Raw genomic sequence first — 16,588 nt, forward strand, 5'->3', positions numbered from 1 at the left:
TGTTATTAGACTATACCAACCCAATTAACAAACAACAAATGCGGGACAATCCTGTAAATATCTACTGGTTCTTAATCAGCCTATTATTCGCATAGTAGCCATCATTCTTACAAGATTCCTCTCGTTTTAAGCCCAAACTAATATCGAAAGCCTAAATTAGTAACTCTTCAGATCCTACATTATTCCCTATTCATAAGGTCCTATATTAACATTCCCCAGTATTTTTTCGTAATTTTGCAGCCTACTAACTTTCAATTTAGATGGCGTATATACTTTTTGATGATGAGTTAATCAGAAATCAATTGAAACCTTTTACTTTTACTCGTCCAGTTGCCGATATTCGTTGTGGTATCTTGACGATTAGAGATAAATGGGCATTTAGACTAAAAACAAAAGTTACGTGTCTTTCAAAGCGTTATTTAGAGGAAATTACGGCTGAGAGTTCGATAAATACTTACATCAATGGTGCGGTTTGCCCCGACGAAATTTTAATTACTGAAATTAATAAATTGGCCGTTGGTGAGTGTTTAGTTGATAGTAATAATAATGTATTGGCCATGCGAACTACCGAAAAACTTTCTTTCCCAATAAGTTTTCAAGCATTTCAACAAAATAAATTTGATGGTGAGGTGAGTATCATTACGCAATTACCTCATATTTTCTTGATGAATGGCGACCAAATAAAGATAGATTTTAAACTAATAACAGCGGGAAGAATTACGCAGGAAATAACAGACCCTTTTACACGTGTTTATGGTTCGGAGAATATATTTGTAGAAGAAGGTGCGAGTATCAAATCTGTGATTTTGAACGCCGAACAAGGCCCAATATATATCGGTAAAAATGCAACGATTCAGGAAGGCTCGATTGTGATTGGTCCAGTTTCGATTGATGAAGGTAGTGTGGTAGTTTGGGGGAGTAAGATTCGACCTAATACTACACTTGGACCGTATTCTAAAGCAGGTGGTGAGGTTGGAAGTTCGGTTATTTTTGGTTATTCAAATAAGGCTCATGATGGTTTCTTAGGAGCTTCTGTGATTGGTGAATGGTGTAATTTGGGTGCAAATTGCAATAATTCTAACCTTAAAAATGATTATTCAGAAGTAAAACTATATAATTATGCCACTGATAAACTCGAAAAAACGGGTGAATTATTCTGTGGCTTGTTTATGGGAGATTATACAAAGGCTGGAATCAGTACGATGTTTAATACAGGAACAGTAGTTGGGGTTTGTTCAAATGTTTTTGGGGCTGGTTTTCAAGATAAACATATTCCATCTTTTATGTGGGGTGGGGCTGATACCGAATATGTGGATTATCGTTTTGATAAAGCTTTAGAGGTTATTAGAGCAACAATGGCTCGACGAAATAAAGAACTTACCGATAAGGATATTGCTATCTTGAAGCATGTTCATGATTTTAAAAAATAAAGGCGTATTTACGAGGGAAGCGTTATAAGGAAGTCTTCGCTTCAAGCGAAGACTTCCTTGACTTCTTTGAATCTATTTTACCAATGCTTTTTCGAGAAATTATAGGTTTAGACGACGTAAAACAATCGTTGATACAGGCGGTCAATAGTAATCATGTGGCACATGCTCAGCTTCTTCATGGAGCAGAGGGTAGTGCAAATTTGGCTTTGGCTTTGGCGTATGCAACCTATATTAATTGCGAAGATAAGCAAGCCGATGATGCCTGCGGACGTTGCCCAAACTGCAATAAGATGAGCAAGTTAGCTCACCCCGATGTTAATTATATTTTTCCAACGGCGGGGGGGAAATCGGTGATTTCTGAAAATTTTATGCCTCAATGGCGTACTTTTGTAAAAGATACGCCTTACGGTACGCTTTCTGATTGGCTTGAGCATATTGCAATTAAACAAGGGAATATTCCTGCCGAAGAATCTCGTCAGTTGATTCAGAAACTTTCTTTGAAATCTTATGAGGGTGGCTACAAAATAGCTATTATTTGGCAAGCTGAAATGCTTAATATTGCAGCAGGAAATGCACTTTTGAAGGTTTTGGAAGAACCACCTGAGCAAACGCTGTTTTTGTTGGTTGCCAGTAGCTCGGATAAGTTATTGACGACTATCATTTCACGTACGCAACGCATCGCTGTGAGAAATTTTACGGACGATGAAATTGTCAGTTATCTAACTCAAAAACAAGATATTGGCCCCGAAAGAGCCAAACAAATTGCTTACCTTTCTGACGGAAATCTGAATCATGCTCTGGAGATAGCTCATAAAACAGACGATGACCAACACGCTTGGTTTGCCAACTGGATGCGAATGTGCTATGCGTTGAATATTCTGAAATTAGTGCCAATGGCCGATGAATTTGATGCTAAAGGAAAAGAATATCAGAAAGCTATGCTTGAATATGGTTTAAGTATTTTTAGAGAAATTTTTTTGTATCGTCACGGAGGGGATAACTTAATTCGACTTGAAGGTGATGAATTGGTTTTTGTGCAGAAGTTTTCTAATGTGTTGAATATCAGTAATTTAGAGGCTATTACTAATTTGCTGAGTGAATCACATTATCATATTGAGAGAAATGGACGTGCGAAGATGATTTTCTTGGATATTTCGTTGGCGATTGCTCGTTTGATGCGGTAGGGTTGGTTATTTGTTACTTGTTATTGGGAAATTTGTTATTGGTTTCGACTGAGTTTCTCAAAATTTCGTAAGTGTTTTTAGGTGAAAATAATTATAGGCGAACCCGAGGCAAACGTTGCCCGGTTCGCCCCACAAAGAAATATGAAAATAAAAATTGGTACACGTGGTAGTAAATTGGCTCTTTGGCAGGCTTATTATGTTGAAGATAAACTGAAAGCCAATGGTATTGAAACCGAAATAGTAATTATTGAAACAAAGGGCGATAAGATTCTTGACCGTGCTTTATCAAAAATTGGTAGTAAAGGAGTTTTTACGGAAGAATTGGAAGACCAATTGCGTTCGGGAGAAATTGATATTGCCGTTCACTCTGCCAAAGATTTGCAGTCGGAATTAGCTGATGATTTAGAACTAATTGCTTTTACTGAGCGTGAGAAAATCGCCGATGTTTTGGTGAGTTTCAATAAAAATTTATCGCTTGGTAGTGGTGAAAGTTTCGTGGTCGGAACTTCTTCTACTCGACGAGTTGCTATGCTTCGTCATTTTTATCCACACATAAAAATTGTGGATATGCGTGGAAATTTGCAGACTCGCCTACGCAAGCTGGAAGAAGGACAGTGTGATGCTCTTTTGTTGGCTTATGCGGGTGTGCATCGCATGGGATACCATGAGATGATTGCCCAAGAACTTCCTACAACCCAGTTTACGCCGCCTGTGGGGCAGGGTTGTGTGGCGATTGAAGCCGCTAAGAGTTTATCAGAAGAAAAACGTGCTGCTATTCGTAATTTGATTAATGACGATGTAACGGAAAAGTGTTTGAAAGCCGAGAGAGCGTATTTACGTAAGCTGCAAGGTGGTTGTTCGATTCCGTCGTTTGGATGGTGTGTGGCAGAAGAAAAGGATGGAGAATTGACTTTAAATATGACTTCGGGAATCATTAGTCTTGATGGACAGGTAATTGTCAAGAAAAATGAGTCAAAACCTGCTGCTGAGGCCGAACAACTCGGTGAAGTTTTGGCTGAACAAGTTTTGAGCGATGGCGGAGCAGAGGTTTTAGAAGGAATTAAGAATAATGGATAATTTTGGCCATTTCGACTGGTTCGGCAGTCCGATTCGCTTAATGACCAAAATTATTGGATAAGGTCGAAAGAACTAAAAATATTTGAAAAGGTTGCCTGAGCGAAGTCGAAGGCAACCTTTTCTTTTCAATCCTTAATCTCATCTTTAATCTGCACCTCAGTTACTGGGCCGTACTTTTCTGCTATTTTCTTAATCTCGGCCGATTTTCCTACCAATACAAACTGTAATTTATCTTTCGGAAAATAAGTATCAATGATTGATTTTGCTTTTTCAAGTGTAAGTCCATCAACGTTTTTCTCGAAATTATTGATGAAAGACTCATCGAAATTATACCAAAACATTTGTGTCAATAAACCTGATAATTGTCCTGCGGTTTCGTAGCGTGGCGGAAATTGTCCTTTTACGTAGTTTTTGGCAGAAGCGAGAGCGTTTTCGTCAATGCCGTTTTTGTGAAGTTTATCCAGCACTTCCAAGGCTTTATCAATAGCTGCTTCAGTAGTTTTATTTGCCGTGAATGTTGAAATGGCGAATGTTCCACCAGTTTTCAATGGACTGAAACGGCTATTGGCTCCGTAAGTAAGACCAGTATTTACACGAAGTTCGTCGTTAAGCATTGAGGTAAATCTGCCGCCAAAAAGCGTATTTACCACATCAATTGCTACGTAATCGGGGTTGTTTCGACTGATTCCTGCTGCACCGATATTGAAAGTTGTTTCACGAGCATCATCTTTATTGATAAGCAAAACACGGTTTCCTGTTTGTTTAGCAATTGGCTTTGCTGCTAAGTTTTCTTGTGCTTTTGTTCCTTTTTTCCACGAACCCAATAAGGCTGTTAAAGTATTCTTCATTTCTGCACTATTAAAATCACCAACCACGGCAATAGCTGAGGCTTCGGGTAAGTAATTTTCTTTGTAGAAAGTTTTTATATCTTCAACAGTCAGTGGACTCACCGTCGATTTTTTGCCTTGAATGATGTTGCCATACACGTGGCTTCCGTACATAAATTTATCGAAATAGGCAGGTAAAACCGAACGTGGACTTTCTTTCTGTTGGTCGAGATTTGAGAGTAAACGTTTCTTTTCTTTTTCAAATTCGACATTATCGAAAGCTGGTTCGAGCAAAACTTCTTTGATGATACCCAACACTTTGTCTTTATCTTTGGTAGCAAATTTAGCTGATAAACCTGCTGACTCTTTTGAAGCATAGGTATTTACGTAAGCTCCTATGAAATCGAGTTCTTCGTCGAGTTGGGTCTTGGTATAGCTTTTTGTGCCGTGTTTGAGTGCGGTTGCGGTCAATGAGGCAAGCCCCGCTTTTGTACCGTCGTAGATTGCTCCTGCGGGCAAAACCACCGATACACTGATAACTGGCACTTCTTTCTGTTCCATCAAATAGACGGTTAGGCCATTTGGTAATTTAAACTTTTGGTATTTTGGCAACTGGTAATTTTGTGCCAAAAGTAGGCTGCTACTTAGGCATATCGCCAAAGCTGCATTGAAGAATATTTTGATGTATTTAGACATGATTTTAGACAAGAGATTTGAGACAAAAGACAAGAGATTTGAAAATCCTTATCTTAGATTTAAGATAATTTTTATTCTTCAGTATTAGCTTTCAGAATACCTACTGTGCGAGTGGTTTTCTTGAAATATTTTTTGGCTACGTTTTTAATGTCATCGACCGTTACTTTATTGAAAGCCGCTGGTGCATCAAACATTTTTTTGTAGTCGCCAAAGAAAACTTCATACGTGCCGATATTATTAGATTTTCCGTTGATGGTCTCGATTTGACCATAGAATTCCATCAATTTCTGATTCTTGATTTTCTGCAATTCTTTTTCGGTAATACCTTCGGTTTTAATTTTCTCTATTTCTTCATAAATCGCCTTTTCTAACTCATTTTCGTTGACTTTTGCCGCTGCGGTTGCGTAAATACCAAATAAAGTTGGGTCGAAACTTTCGCCATAATTAGTAAAAACTTGGGTGGCCAATTGCTTTTTATCAACCAAAGAGCTGTATAAACGAGAAGAATTCCCGCTACTTAGAATATCGCTCAAAATAGTAAGTGCATAATAATCTTCATTTTTCGATTCTGGCACTTTGTAGGCAATCATCAAGGCAGGTGTAGAAACATCTTTTTGCACCCAAACACGGCGTTCGCCCGTTTGTGGAGGCTCAACAATCATTACTTTTGGTGGCTCGGGCTGGGCAGGAATTGGCTCAATGTATTTTTCAGCCAAACGTTTTACTTCATCAAATTTTACATTTCCCGAAATAACTGTTACGCAGTTGTTGGGAGCATAGTAAGTTTTAAAATATCGCTCCAAATCTGACTGTTTCCAGTTTTTCATGTCGTCTTCGTATCCAATTACTGGCCAATGATAGGGGTGTTCGTGAAAAGCCGTGCCTTGTACGGTTTGCGAAAGCAATTCCCACTTGGAGTTTTCGAGGCCTGTGCTACGTTCGCTTAAAACTACACCTCTTTCGCTTTCGACCATTTTAGGGTCAATACTTAGCGTTGCAATACGGTCGCCTTCCAAGTCGAAAATCACTTCGGTGGCTGATGAAGGAAACCAGTTAGTATAAACTGTTACGTTTTCGGTGGTGTAAGCGTTGTTTGCTCCGCCATTGAATTCCATGGTGCGGTCAAACATCTTTGGACCATATTTTTTCGCCCCATTGAACATCATGTGTTCAAAAAAGTGCGAAAGTCCAGTAATACCTTGGTATTCGTTGCGGCTACCTACTCGGTAGAACAAATACATGTTGGCGTTGGGAATGGAACTGTCTTCAATCACCAAAAACTTCATGCCGTTTTTGAGTGTGAATGTTTTTACGTCTTCTGCTTTCATTTGTGCATTGGCCGAGAGCAGCCCCACACACAAAAGTGCAGACATCAGAAGCTTTTTCATTGGAATAAATTTTAATTGTTGATTAGCCTGTAAAACTATCAATTTTAAGCTTTTGTTGTGCTTTTTTATTTCTTAAAAAAACAAAAAGCGTTGGATAAATACCAACGCTTGATAGGAGCAAAACCTTAGTTCAAGAAACTTTAGTTGCTCCCACCAGTCTGTACACTACCAAAACTGAAAGTCGGTAAAGGGATTTTTACGCTGAAAAACCAATATCTTTTATCATTCGGAACGTTGTAGCCGATGCCGCCTTGTAGCCAATCTTTAAAAAGTGAAACTGTAAGTCCAACGCCCAGCTCGGGTACATCATCTTTATTAAAATCCATCGAAGCAAAGTTTAGCCCCCAGCCCAAACCAAAATATTTGTTATAACTCATTGATTTTCGGCGAAGTTTTTTGTCGAAAAGCCCCGTCATGATAAAACTATAAGAAGCGGCTGGTTGAAAAACGGTTTTGATGGGCAATGTCTGTGAGTGCGGGTCGGCAAAAATCACACCGACAGTTGTGTGTACACTCGGAAGCACTTTAAACAAATAAATGCGGTCGGTTTCGAGTGTTTGTGTTGGATTTTGCCCCGTACTCGTGCCAATTTTGATAACCACAAAATCGCCTTCTTGACGAAAACCTGTGTCTTTCAGCGAAAATTCGGTTTCTTGTGGCAGTGCATTAAAAGCCAATTTGGTATTCAAATCTGAAAATTGTAGCGTACTTTCATCAAAACTACTGCCTTTGAAAAAGCCAATCAATTCGTTTTTGGCGGTGTTTAGGTTTTCTAAGTCGCTGTTAATGCCTGTCACAACGCCGTTGAGTTGCGTTTGTAGGGCAGTTAAATCGGTTTTTATTTCGCCTACGGCTTGATTGGTAAGTTTCTGAACTAATGGAATGTATTTGTTTTTAAGTGTGTCGATAATCAAGCGGTTGGTGGTATTATACAAGTTACTCAAATCGGTTTGGGTTTGTAATAAAAATTGCTGTGAACTCATGCCCTGAGCCGAAGTTGGATTTTTATATTTTTCGCCCAAAGCTTTCAAGCCGTTGGCGTATTTTTGTAAATCAATAAAAACTGGCCGAACCTGTGCGACAACTTCGGGAGCTTGAGTTTTGTATTTATCAACCAAATTTTTAGCAAAATCTCGTAAACTTGCCAAAGATTTAAAAGTAGCCGTATTCTGAAAAACATCCGTCACGAGTTGCATCACTTCCTGATTCGTTATTTTTCCACTTTGATTGGTATCGTTGATTAAATCTGAGAAAGTTTTGAGTTGTTGCTGTTGGGCGTCGCTCAACTGAAAATTAAATCTTTCGACCTCATATCTATCGCCTTTTTGGAGCGAATCAAAGCCAGCTAAATGAATGGGCGTTTGTCCTTGTTTGGTTACTATCCAAGCTCCGAGTTGCACCAAAATCTTTTGATTAGCTATCGAATCTTTAATGATTTTATTTAAATCAGCAGATAAACTTTGGGCGGCATCAAATAAAGCCCCGTATTGTCCACTTTTTGTGGCAAGTTCGTTGAGTGGAAGTTGATTGAGTTTATTATCAAAATCGTCTGCAATTTCGGGAGCGGCATCTAAGATTTCGTTAGGGGCTTCGGCAGCATCAGCGATTGATTTGGCATAAACCGCAAACGAACCTGTATTATTTGTAAGATTTTTGAAGTTTTTGTTCGATTCCTTGATTTTATCCAACGATTCTTTGCGTTTACTGAGAGCAATGCTGAGTTTATTGACTTTATCCCAAAAACTCTTCGGAAGTTGCGTTTTTGAACGCATACGACGAGCCAATGAATCGGAATTGATTTTTATCTGAATATCGCTGTTGATATCCACCACCTTTTTTTCGGTTGCTGAGCCGCCATCGTCGTCTTTTTCTGTCCAATTTAAAATTTGGGCATTGGCAACGGACGAAATTAAAAATAAGAAGAAGAAAAGTTTTTTCATAGCTATCAAGACCATGTTCGGAGTTTTGAGGAATTAATTTAAACCAGCCGAAAGCGGTGACATACGGTCGGGATTAACGGTGCGGTCGGCCTCTGCCCGAATAAACCCGATAGCTATTTGGGCTTTGTTGAGTTCGTCTTCGGCTGTGATGCCATCGCAGATAACTCCACTCAGGGAAATGAAAACAGCTTTGAAAGTTGCTCCCTCATCAAACTTGTTGATTACCAGTGGTTTGGCAGGAAACGTTTTCAGTAAATCAATAATTGGCTCGTAAGGCGGTGTATCAGCCCACAGGACTCGACGATGATTTTCGGCGATATTGCCCCCTGCAATTATATCGGCTATGCCAGCCATTGTTTCAGAATCTGGGTCGTTTCCTGCCATCACCATAATGACAAATGGTTGGGTGGCTATGAATTTTTTGAGGGCATCAGCCCCAGCTTGGCCTGCTGGAATTCGAGTAGTTTTGAATAAGTCCATGTCCGAATAATTTTGACCAAAGTAAGTCAAAAAACGGCAATTTTTTAGCGTAGAAACGCCTGATTTTCTCAGATGGTCTTGTGGCTTGCCAAATATTCGTTTCTGACAACGGTAGCCGTTTTATGGTCGCCCGAGTGATGCCAGCCTGGAGGCATAAAAATATAAAGGATTTTATCTTTGAGGGTAGGAGCCGCCCAAACATCTTTGAAAAGTGCGATGAACTCACCGAAATAAACATCCCACAAATTCCCCGAATCCATTGGTCTTGTGATGCCGTATTCGAGCTTTATTTCATCTTTTTCGAGTTGATACGTACCGAAAATTTTATCCCAAATATTGAGGAGATTACAAAAATTGGTATCCATGTACAGTGGATTGCGAGCGTGATGTACTCGGTGATGCGATGGCGTAAGAATAATATGATTCAAGAACCCCATTTTGCCGTTTTTCATGAGGTTTTCGCCTACGTGAATAAACATTCCGTAAGTGCCATCAATAAACATAATGAAAAATAAAAGTGCAGGATGAATACCCAAAATGATGCAAATCGACCCACGAATAACATCGGCGTAGGGGCCTTCGAGAAAAAAGTGAGCGTGCGAAACCGATAAATTCATGTTTTCGGGCGTGTGGTGAGTGGAATGCAAACACCAAAACAAACGAACTTTATGCCCTAAGAAATGATACACAAAATGCGAAAATTCCCAGACAATATAGCCATAAATAAGCCAATACCAAGTAAAAGTAGTTTGGAATGGAGCATAAGGTTGGAGGGTTGCAATCAGAAATGAAATTGCCCCGATTGAAATAAAACGACCAATAAAACGATTGAGGATGTAAATCAAGAAAGTCATTTTATAGACTTTCGTATGTGGATTTTTCTGAACGATACCACTGATAAGTTCAAGAACAAGCAATAGTGGCAAGATTGGCCCAATGGCCTTAATGATGCCATCGAATGTAAGAAATGTACTAAAATCGCCCGATTTGAGAATCTCTAAAGTACTACGTAGGCCCAAGAAGTTGATTATTTCTTGGTATAATAACTCAAGAATTTCCATCTGATTATCTATAATGTTTTGTTAAGGTTGAATATGGATTCAATTTCTAAAATATTTTTATAAATATAGAAATTTTTATAAATTTTTTTATTGAATATTTTATGAGTGATAGAGGTTATCCGATTTAGCAATAAATGTAAAATATTATTTGGCTTGAAATATTTTAATTTTTTCTTGGAATATTTAAAAATAATTACTATGTTTATTTACCTTTAAAGGATGCTTAGTGTAAGATGTAGATTCTATGAATCTACACAATAATGACTTTGTTCACTATAAACTCTTACCATCATGAAAGTACCTATTTTAGCTTCACTTTTACTGACAATTATGATATATTCATGTCAGAAATCTTCATCGGCGGTCAACAGCGGAATCGTTGACCAAGCCAAAGAAGAGAAAGAAATCATTGCATGTATTGAGGCAGAAACTGACTGCTTTTTTAAACGAGATTACAATTGTTGGCAAGACAAATTCACTCATTCAGAATATTCTTACCAAGCTTGGAGCAACGCTGACGGCACTTTTGACGCAAGTGTAGGGTGGGAAAATATTAATAAAAATCTTGGTAAGTTTATCAAAGAAAACCCTGCTGAACCTGAAAAAGAAGGCAGCAGCCATCCGATTGTTAAACGGAAAAATATGAAATTTAAGTTTTATGGAAACAATGCTTCGCACGTAACTTGGGACCAGTATAACAGCGACCGAGAACAAAAGTATTTTTTACACAGTAAAGAAGTTCGTTTGATGGAAAAAGGAAGTGATGGTAAGTGGCGAATTGTCAATGTTTCGGCGTTTTGGAACTACAAAAATAAAATTCCAACCGACCAAATTTAGTAAAAGTAAAGAGCCATTTCGATATATCGAAATGGCTCTTTACTTTTAATTTTCTTTGATAGAAATAGCTCTTTTGGCTTCTAATTGTGCTTTCATTGTGATTCTTCCTTTCTCAAAATTCTTTCTGTTGAGAATATCGTGCTGTTCTTTAGTGATTTTTAAGCCTTTACGAGCTAACAATTTGACGACAGATGAGCGAGTTCGTTCAAGATTTTTGGCAATTTCCGACAAAGGAATACTACCATGATTCATGATGATATATTTTTCTTCACTGATTGTAAACTCACTTCGATTCCAACGGTTTCTGATGGCAGTTGTTTCTTCGGGAGTTTTCAAGAAACCATGTTTTTCACACAAGTATTTTACTTGAGTCCATCTTACATTTCCCAGAGCATCGCTCATTTCACGGGCTGTCATGGTACGGTAATTGGCTCTAATAAAATTAATTGCCTGAGGAGGGATCTCTTGCCCTAAAGGTACTTGAAGAGCTTTTACTTTCATTTTACGGAGTGCAATTCTGACAATATCACCACTGCAATTCAATTGTTCTGAAAGCTCACGTACCGTATGTTTGTTATGATTTGCTTTTATGAATTTTTCTCTCTCTAATATTACTTCAGGTGGAGCTTTTATGACTTTATAAGAAGTCTTCACAATATTTAAATTTTTGAGATGATATCGTACTCCAGTAATCGAAGCATTTAGCATCTTCGCCAGTTCAATGACACTGTATTTTTGATAATTTTCACGGATAAAATCTACCTTCTTGTTTACAACTTCATGTCTTTTGGGTTTAGTCTCTTTCTTTTCTTTCGACGACTCTATTTTAGCGTTTTTACTTGGTTGAGTTTCATGCGATACTTTTGGTTTTAATAATTTATCCGTCTTGTTTTCTTTTTGCGACTCCGTGCTATCTTGCTTACTTGTTTGAGTTTCAACTGATATGTTGGGTTTTATTAGTTCTTTTACCGTTTGAACCTCAATTGTAGAGACTAACTTCTCTTTTTTGATAAACTTCTCCACACTGGTAACAGGTTTCCCGACCTTGAATGCCAGCAGTTGGACATTAAAGAGATGAATGTTATGTCTAATAAAATTTTTATCGGAAGCATTCAATTCATTAGGGCTTGCTGACTTAAATTTCTTACCCGTATAACTCTTTTTTCCGAGGGGGGCTATTTTTTTCATGTTCTCTCATTTAATCTTAAAGTCAAATATAACGAATTTTGAGCGTATTTGAGGAAAATTAGCTTATAGTCTATGCTTCATGAGGTCTGTAATTTTGCCTAAAGACCTTAAATTACATTTTTACAAAGAAATATTCTTTACAGAACAACCTGGAAAACCATTCTTGTAATAGAATGTATTTATATTTGTTTTTTATTCAACCTTATTTTGTACAATGAAAGAGAAAATTTTGATTATCACTGGAGATGCTGGTGAAGGTTACGAATGTTTATACGGTAAACACCGCTTTGAAGAAGCAGGCTATGAAGCCATTATTGCTGCACCGAGCGTAAAAAGGCTCAATTTAGTTATCCACGACTTTGAGCCTGGCTGGGACACTTACATCGAAAAACCAGGCTATATTGTAGAGGCGAATATTGCCTTTGCTGATGTAAAAGTGGAAGATTACATTGCGGTTTTAATTTTGGGTGGAAGAGCCCCCGAGTTTTTGCGACACAACGAAAAAGTAATCGAAATCGTGAGAGAATTTGATAAAACTGATAAGTTTGTGTTCTCAATTTGCCACGGAATTCAGATTCTGACGGCCGCAGGTTTGGTTAAAAACAAAACCATTACGTGCTACGAAAATGTAAGATTTGAAGTAGAAGCCTGTGGAGGAAATTTTGTGGGCAAAGACGAAGCCGTAAGAGACGGGAAGTATGTTTCTGGCCAAACGTGGCAATCGCACCCCGACTTTTATCGAATGGTTTTTGAGTGTCTGAATGAAAGATAGAAGTTTGAAGATACTGGCACTCGTGCTTGGTCAGAAGCCTTGTACGAGTGTTTTTGTTCACTCAAAAATCAATTTTTATACTATTCCACGCCCATATTTTATAGTTACTTCTATTTTGGCTTTCAGTACCACCATAAACTAAAATCTTCCGATTGATTGTTTCTTTTCCAATGTTTTTCAGTAAATCTAAGCCATCAAATAGTTTTGGTAAAATTGTTTTCGTTGCCTTTATTTCTACAACATCGTAAGTAGTTTCATTACTGACCAACAAATCGACTTCGTGTCCATTCGAATCTCGCCAATAATAGAATTCACGGTATAAACCATGATGATAGTTTTGCTTTATGTATTCGTTAATAACCATGTTTTCAAACAAAGCACCTTTGAACTCGCTTTCCTGAATTGATTTTTCGCTTTTTATTCCAAGTAAGTAGCATGCTAAACCAGTATCATAAAAATATAGTTTCGTGCTTTTGACTAATCTCTTATTGAAATTATTGAAAAATGGGGGTAACTGATAAGTGATATAGCTACTCTCTAAAATAGACAGCCAAGATTTGACTGTTGGAATAGAGATACCTGTTTCGTTTGCAAGATTCGTTAGGTTAAGTTGCTGTCCGATTCTCCCAGCACACAATTTCAGAAATGTTCGGAATAGACGAATGTCTTTTATATTCAAGAGTTCAGATAAATCTCGTTCTACATAAGTCTCAATGTAATTTGCATAAAAAGGTGTAGTTGGCATTGGGCGGTCATACAATGCTGGATAACACCCACGCACCAGCATAGATGAGTAATCGGGCGTTAATAAGTTATGAGAATTTAATTCTTCAAAATCAAAAGGGAATAATTTGAATAGGGCAACTCTACCCGCCAAACTTTGGGTAATGTTTTTCATCAAACTAAAATTTTGCGACCCAGACAATATAAATTGCCCCATTGTTTTCGATTCATCTACTAAAGTTTGAATGTAAGAAAATAAAGAAGGTACACGCTGAACCTCATCGAAAATGACTTTTTGATTGTATAATTCTAAGAAACCGTTGGGGTCTTGTTCTGCAAAAAATCTATTGTCTGGATTTTCGAGCGAGATATAACGGTAATCTTTAAACATACTTTTTAATAAAGTAGTTTTACCCGATTGGCGTGGCCCAGTAAGGGCAATAACCGGATAAACAAGCATCAATTCGCTAATCGCTTTGGCTATATTTCGCTCTATCATAATGATTCTATTTAAAGTACAAATATAGCTTATTTTTCGATTTGCATATATCAAACTTTTTGATTTACATAAAATAAACTTTACGATTTACATCAACTTTAGCTACTAAAGTTTTACCACATTACCTATATAAGTAATACTATATAATAGGTAATTCTGTAAGCTGATAAGTAGTTGTATATAAGCTAATTAACTTTTTGCGGACTTGTCGACTATTGACCGTGGACTACTTAAATCTTTCAGATTAAAAGCAAAAGATACAAAAAGACCTCTACCAAGAAATATTCTCAATAGAGGCCTTTTGATTTACGTAACACCGAAATTCTTACCAAACCGTAATGCGTTCGCTTTCGGGTTTGTACATTTTATCGCCAGGTTTTACATCAAATGCTTTATAGAAAGGCGTAAAATTCATCAATGGGCCATTCACACGCCATTTGGCTGGCGAGTGAGGGTTGGTGTTTACGTACGTACGCATGAACGCATCTTTGGTTTTTACTCGCCAGATTCGGGCAATTGAAATAAAGAAACGTTGCTCAGGCGTGAAACCATCAATTTTTTCATTACTTTTGGCTTGTTCGGTTAGTTTAAAAGCATCGTAAGCAATGGCAATTCCTGCAATATCGGCTGTATTTTCTCCAACGGTTAATGCTCCCTTTACGTGCATCGAATCGAGTACTGTAAATTTATTGTATTGCTCAATTACGAGTTGAGTTTTGGCCTTGAATTTCTTGAAATCATCGGCTTTCCACCAGTTTTTTACATTGCCTTGCTTATCGTACAACGCTCCTTGGTCGTCGAACGAGTGCGTAATTTCGTGGCCAATTACCATTCCGATTCCACCGTAATTGAGGGCGTCATCAGCATTCATATCAAAATATGGTGGTTGAAGAATTCCCGCAGGAAAAACAATCTCATTCAAAGGCGGATTATTGTAAGCCGTTACCGTTGGCGGAGTTGTTCCCCACTCGGTGCGGTCAACGGGCTGTCCGATTTTTGAAATTCCATAAACGAAATCATTTTTGCTGGTTGCTAAGCGGTTTTCAAAATAAGTGCCTCGATTGATAACCACTTTCGAGTAATCTCTCCATTTATCAGGATAACCAATTTTTTCGGTGAAAGCATAGAGTTTTTCTTTGGCTTTCGCTTTGGTGGAGTCGCTCATCCAATCAAGGTTAGTGATTCTATTTTCAAAAGCGGTTTTCAAATTCTTAACCAGTTCTTTCATGCGTCGTTTGGCCTCTTCTGGAAAATATTTTTTTACATAAAGTTGAGCAAGTCCATGCCCAAGCGACCTATCGACGGCTTCTGTAATTTCTTCTCCACGAGGTTTTTGCGTTGCTTGTCCTGACAAAACTTTAGCGTATTCAAAAGAAGCTTTTGTAAAAGGTTTGCTCAGAAAATCAGCATACGAAACCAGCGTTTTGGCTCTTAGATAAGCTTTCCAGTCTTCGATTGATGCCGAAGTCAGTAAAGTATTCAATCGGTCGTAATAAGCAGGTTGTTGCACATTCAGCGAATCTATTTTTACGCTCAATGCTGCAAAAAATGTTTGCCAGCCAATGTTTGGTTGTTTTTTGGCGATGTCCGCAACGGCCAGTTTATTGTAATTGGCTTGTACGTTTCGGCGTTCGATATTAGTCTTGTGCGATGCCGCCAATTCTTTTTCGATAGCATAAGCTGCTGCTGCCATTTTGCTTGCCGTAGCCGCATCAGAACCCGTCAGTCTGAACAAAGTGCTAAGGTAATTTTGGTAAGATTTCTGAATGAAAAGTGTCGAAGAATCGGTTCTGAAATAATAATCTCTTTCGGGTAAGCCAATTCCTGTTTGACCTACATTCACGATATTGATGGAACTGTTTTTAATATCTGGCCCAACACGAAAACCGATGATGGAAAAATTATTAAACTTCTGCTGGTCAGCTACATACTTCATAACCCCAGCTACATCTTTGATACCCTCAATTTGTTTGAGCATTGGCTTTATAGGGTCGAAACCTCTTTTGTTGATAGTAGTGGTATCCATGCCAGAGGCATAAAAATCACCCACTTTTTGTTCGATACTCCCTTTAAGATTTTTGGCAGCCGAAACACTATCCAAAATTCCTTGTAGGCGTATGCGTTGCGGGTAATTCATGAACGAATAAGCCCCAACACCCGATTGGGTAGAAGGAATTTCGACAGAATTATACCACTTACTGTTGACATACATAAAGAAATCATCACCAGGTTTTAGCGTAGGGTCAATGCCCGTAATGCTTACTTTTTGAGCGAAGCTTGTATTGATACTGGTTAATAAAAACAAAAGAATGAATGAGATAGGTAGGAGTTTTTTCATGATTGTTGATAATTTGTCTTAGAGCGAAAGGTAATACTATAAGCCCAAAAAATCTAAAACCGATGAAGGTATTTTTGGTGTTTATCGACCTGCTAAGGGAAATTATCGACTTTATGCAAGGGTTTGCTATGCGAAAACTGGGCATTCT

13 protein-coding genes are annotated in these 16,588 nt (G+C 38.0%); 5 read left to right on the forward strand and 8 right to left on the reverse strand.

The features are described 5' to 3' along the window. Window positions 1-260 precede the first annotated feature (260 nt). The 3 genes from ABR854_RS15340 to hemC all read left to right on the forward strand — a co-directional run bounded on the left by ABR854_RS15340 (window position 261) and on the right by hemC (window position 3,691). Entirely contained in the window at window positions 261-1,430 is a 1,170-nt protein-coding gene (locus ABR854_RS15340) for a putative sugar nucleotidyl transferase (protein ID WP_350266295.1), read from the forward strand. Window positions 1,431-1,513: 83 nt separating this feature from the next. After that, entirely contained in the window at window positions 1,514-2,614 is a 1,101-nt protein-coding gene (holB, locus tag ABR854_RS15345; protein WP_350266296.1) for a DNA polymerase III subunit delta', read from the forward strand. A gap of 141 nt (window positions 2,615-2,755) precedes the next feature. Then, window positions 2,756-3,691, forward strand: a complete 936-nt coding sequence (hemC, locus tag ABR854_RS15350; protein ID WP_350266297.1) for a hydroxymethylbilane synthase — start codon at window positions 2,756-2,758, stop codon at window positions 3,689-3,691. A gap of 125 nt (window positions 3,692-3,816) precedes the next feature. Here hemC and ABR854_RS15355 read toward each other — a convergent pair whose 3' ends face one another. From ABR854_RS15355 to ABR854_RS15375, 5 genes are all read right to left on the reverse strand, one after another. Next, window positions 3,817-5,214 carry a M16 family metallopeptidase gene (locus ABR854_RS15355; RefSeq protein ID WP_350266298.1) on the reverse strand — a complete coding sequence of 466 codons (1,398 nt, stop codon included), beginning with the start codon at window positions 5,212-5,214 and terminating at the stop codon, window positions 3,817-3,819. Window positions 5,215-5,285: 71 nt separating this feature from the next. Then, on the reverse strand, window positions 5,286-6,602 hold the full coding sequence (locus tag ABR854_RS15360) for a M16 family metallopeptidase (RefSeq protein ID WP_350266299.1): 1,317 nt from the start codon (window positions 6,600-6,602) through the stop codon (window positions 5,286-5,288). Window positions 6,603-6,742: 140 nt separating this feature from the next. Further along, complete coding sequence (locus ABR854_RS15365) at window positions 6,743-8,542, reverse strand: hypothetical protein (RefSeq protein WP_350266300.1); 1,800 nt, start codon at window positions 8,540-8,542, stop codon at window positions 6,743-6,745. A gap of 33 nt (window positions 8,543-8,575) precedes the next feature. Next, complete coding sequence (locus ABR854_RS15370) at window positions 8,576-9,022, reverse strand: hypothetical protein (protein ID WP_350266301.1); 447 nt, start codon at window positions 9,020-9,022, stop codon at window positions 8,576-8,578. A 68-nt stretch (window positions 9,023-9,090) separates the two neighbouring features. Then, window positions 9,091-10,083, reverse strand: coding sequence for a sterol desaturase family protein (locus ABR854_RS15375; protein ID WP_350266302.1), 993 nt, complete (start codon window positions 10,081-10,083; stop codon window positions 9,091-9,093). Between the two features lie 291 nt (window positions 10,084-10,374). Here ABR854_RS15375 and ABR854_RS15380 point away from each other — a divergent pair, with 291 nt between their 5' ends. Beyond that, the gene (locus tag ABR854_RS15380) at window positions 10,375-10,920 is read left to right on the forward strand and encodes a hypothetical protein (RefSeq protein ID WP_350266303.1); all 546 of its coding nucleotides are present in this window, start codon (window positions 10,375-10,377) and stop codon (window positions 10,918-10,920) included. Between the two features lie 45 nt (window positions 10,921-10,965). Here the strand turns inward: ABR854_RS15380 and ABR854_RS15385 are convergent, their stop codons facing one another. Then, window positions 10,966-12,108: a hypothetical protein gene (locus ABR854_RS15385; RefSeq protein WP_350266304.1), complete on the reverse strand. Its 1,143-nt coding sequence runs from the start codon at window positions 12,106-12,108 to the stop codon at window positions 10,966-10,968. Window positions 12,109-12,322: 214 nt separating this feature from the next. Here ABR854_RS15385 and ABR854_RS15390 point away from each other — a divergent pair, with 214 nt between their 5' ends. Next, the gene (locus ABR854_RS15390) at window positions 12,323-12,880 is read left to right on the forward strand and encodes a DJ-1/PfpI family protein (RefSeq protein ID WP_350266305.1); all 558 of its coding nucleotides are present in this window, start codon (window positions 12,323-12,325) and stop codon (window positions 12,878-12,880) included. Window positions 12,881-12,941: 61 nt separating this feature from the next. Here ABR854_RS15390 and ABR854_RS15395 read toward each other — a convergent pair whose 3' ends face one another. After that, the gene (locus ABR854_RS15395; protein ID WP_350266306.1) at window positions 12,942-14,102 is read right to left on the reverse strand and encodes an ATP-binding protein; all 1,161 of its coding nucleotides are present in this window, start codon (window positions 14,100-14,102) and stop codon (window positions 12,942-12,944) included. Window positions 14,103-14,427: 325 nt separating this feature from the next. Further along, a complete protein-coding gene (locus tag ABR854_RS15400) occupies window positions 14,428-16,440 on the reverse strand; it encodes a M13 family metallopeptidase (protein ID WP_350266307.1) in 2,013 nt (670 codons plus the stop codon). Between the last annotated feature and the right edge of the window lie 148 nt (window positions 16,441-16,588).

Origin of the sequence: Emticicia sp. W12TSBA100-4 (genome assembly GCF_040253585.1) — a bacterium.
Classification (GTDB): domain Bacteria; phylum Bacteroidota; class Bacteroidia; order Cytophagales; family Spirosomataceae; genus Emticicia.

Bases quoted from the DNA above. Each gene is read 5' to 3' on its own strand.
- ABR854_RS15340 (WP_350266295.1), top strand. From the start codon at position 261: ATGGCGTATATACTTTTTGATGATGAGTTAATCAGAAATCAATTGAAA.
- holB (WP_350266296.1), top strand. From the start codon at position 1,514: ATGCTTTTTCGAGAAATTATAGGTTTAGACGACGTAAAACAATCGTTG.
- hemC (WP_350266297.1), top strand. From the start codon at position 2,756: ATGAAAATAAAAATTGGTACACGTGGTAGTAAATTGGCTCTTTGGCAG.
- ABR854_RS15355 (WP_350266298.1), bottom strand. From the start codon at position 5,214: ATGTCTAAATACATCAAAATATTCTTCAATGCAGCTTTGGCGATATGC.
- ABR854_RS15360 (WP_350266299.1), bottom strand. From the start codon at position 6,602: ATGAAAAAGCTTCTGATGTCTGCACTTTTGTGTGTGGGGCTGCTCTCG.
- ABR854_RS15365 (WP_350266300.1), bottom strand. From the start codon at position 8,542: ATGAAAAAACTTTTCTTCTTCTTATTTTTAATTTCGTCCGTTGCCAAT.
- ABR854_RS15370 (WP_350266301.1), bottom strand. From the start codon at position 9,022: ATGGACTTATTCAAAACTACTCGAATTCCAGCAGGCCAAGCTGGGGCT.
- ABR854_RS15375 (WP_350266302.1), bottom strand. From the start codon at position 10,083: ATGGAAATTCTTGAGTTATTATACCAAGAAATAATCAACTTCTTGGGC.
- ABR854_RS15380 (WP_350266303.1), top strand. From the start codon at position 10,375: ATGAAAGTACCTATTTTAGCTTCACTTTTACTGACAATTATGATATAT.
- ABR854_RS15385 (WP_350266304.1), bottom strand. From the start codon at position 12,108: ATGAAAAAAATAGCCCCCCTCGGAAAAAAGAGTTATACGGGTAAGAAA.
- ABR854_RS15390 (WP_350266305.1), top strand. From the start codon at position 12,323: ATGAAAGAGAAAATTTTGATTATCACTGGAGATGCTGGTGAAGGTTAC.
- ABR854_RS15395 (WP_350266306.1), bottom strand. From the start codon at position 14,102: ATGATAGAGCGAAATATAGCCAAAGCGATTAGCGAATTGATGCTTGTT.
- ABR854_RS15400 (WP_350266307.1), bottom strand. From the start codon at position 16,440: ATGAAAAAACTCCTACCTATCTCATTCATTCTTTTGTTTTTATTAACC.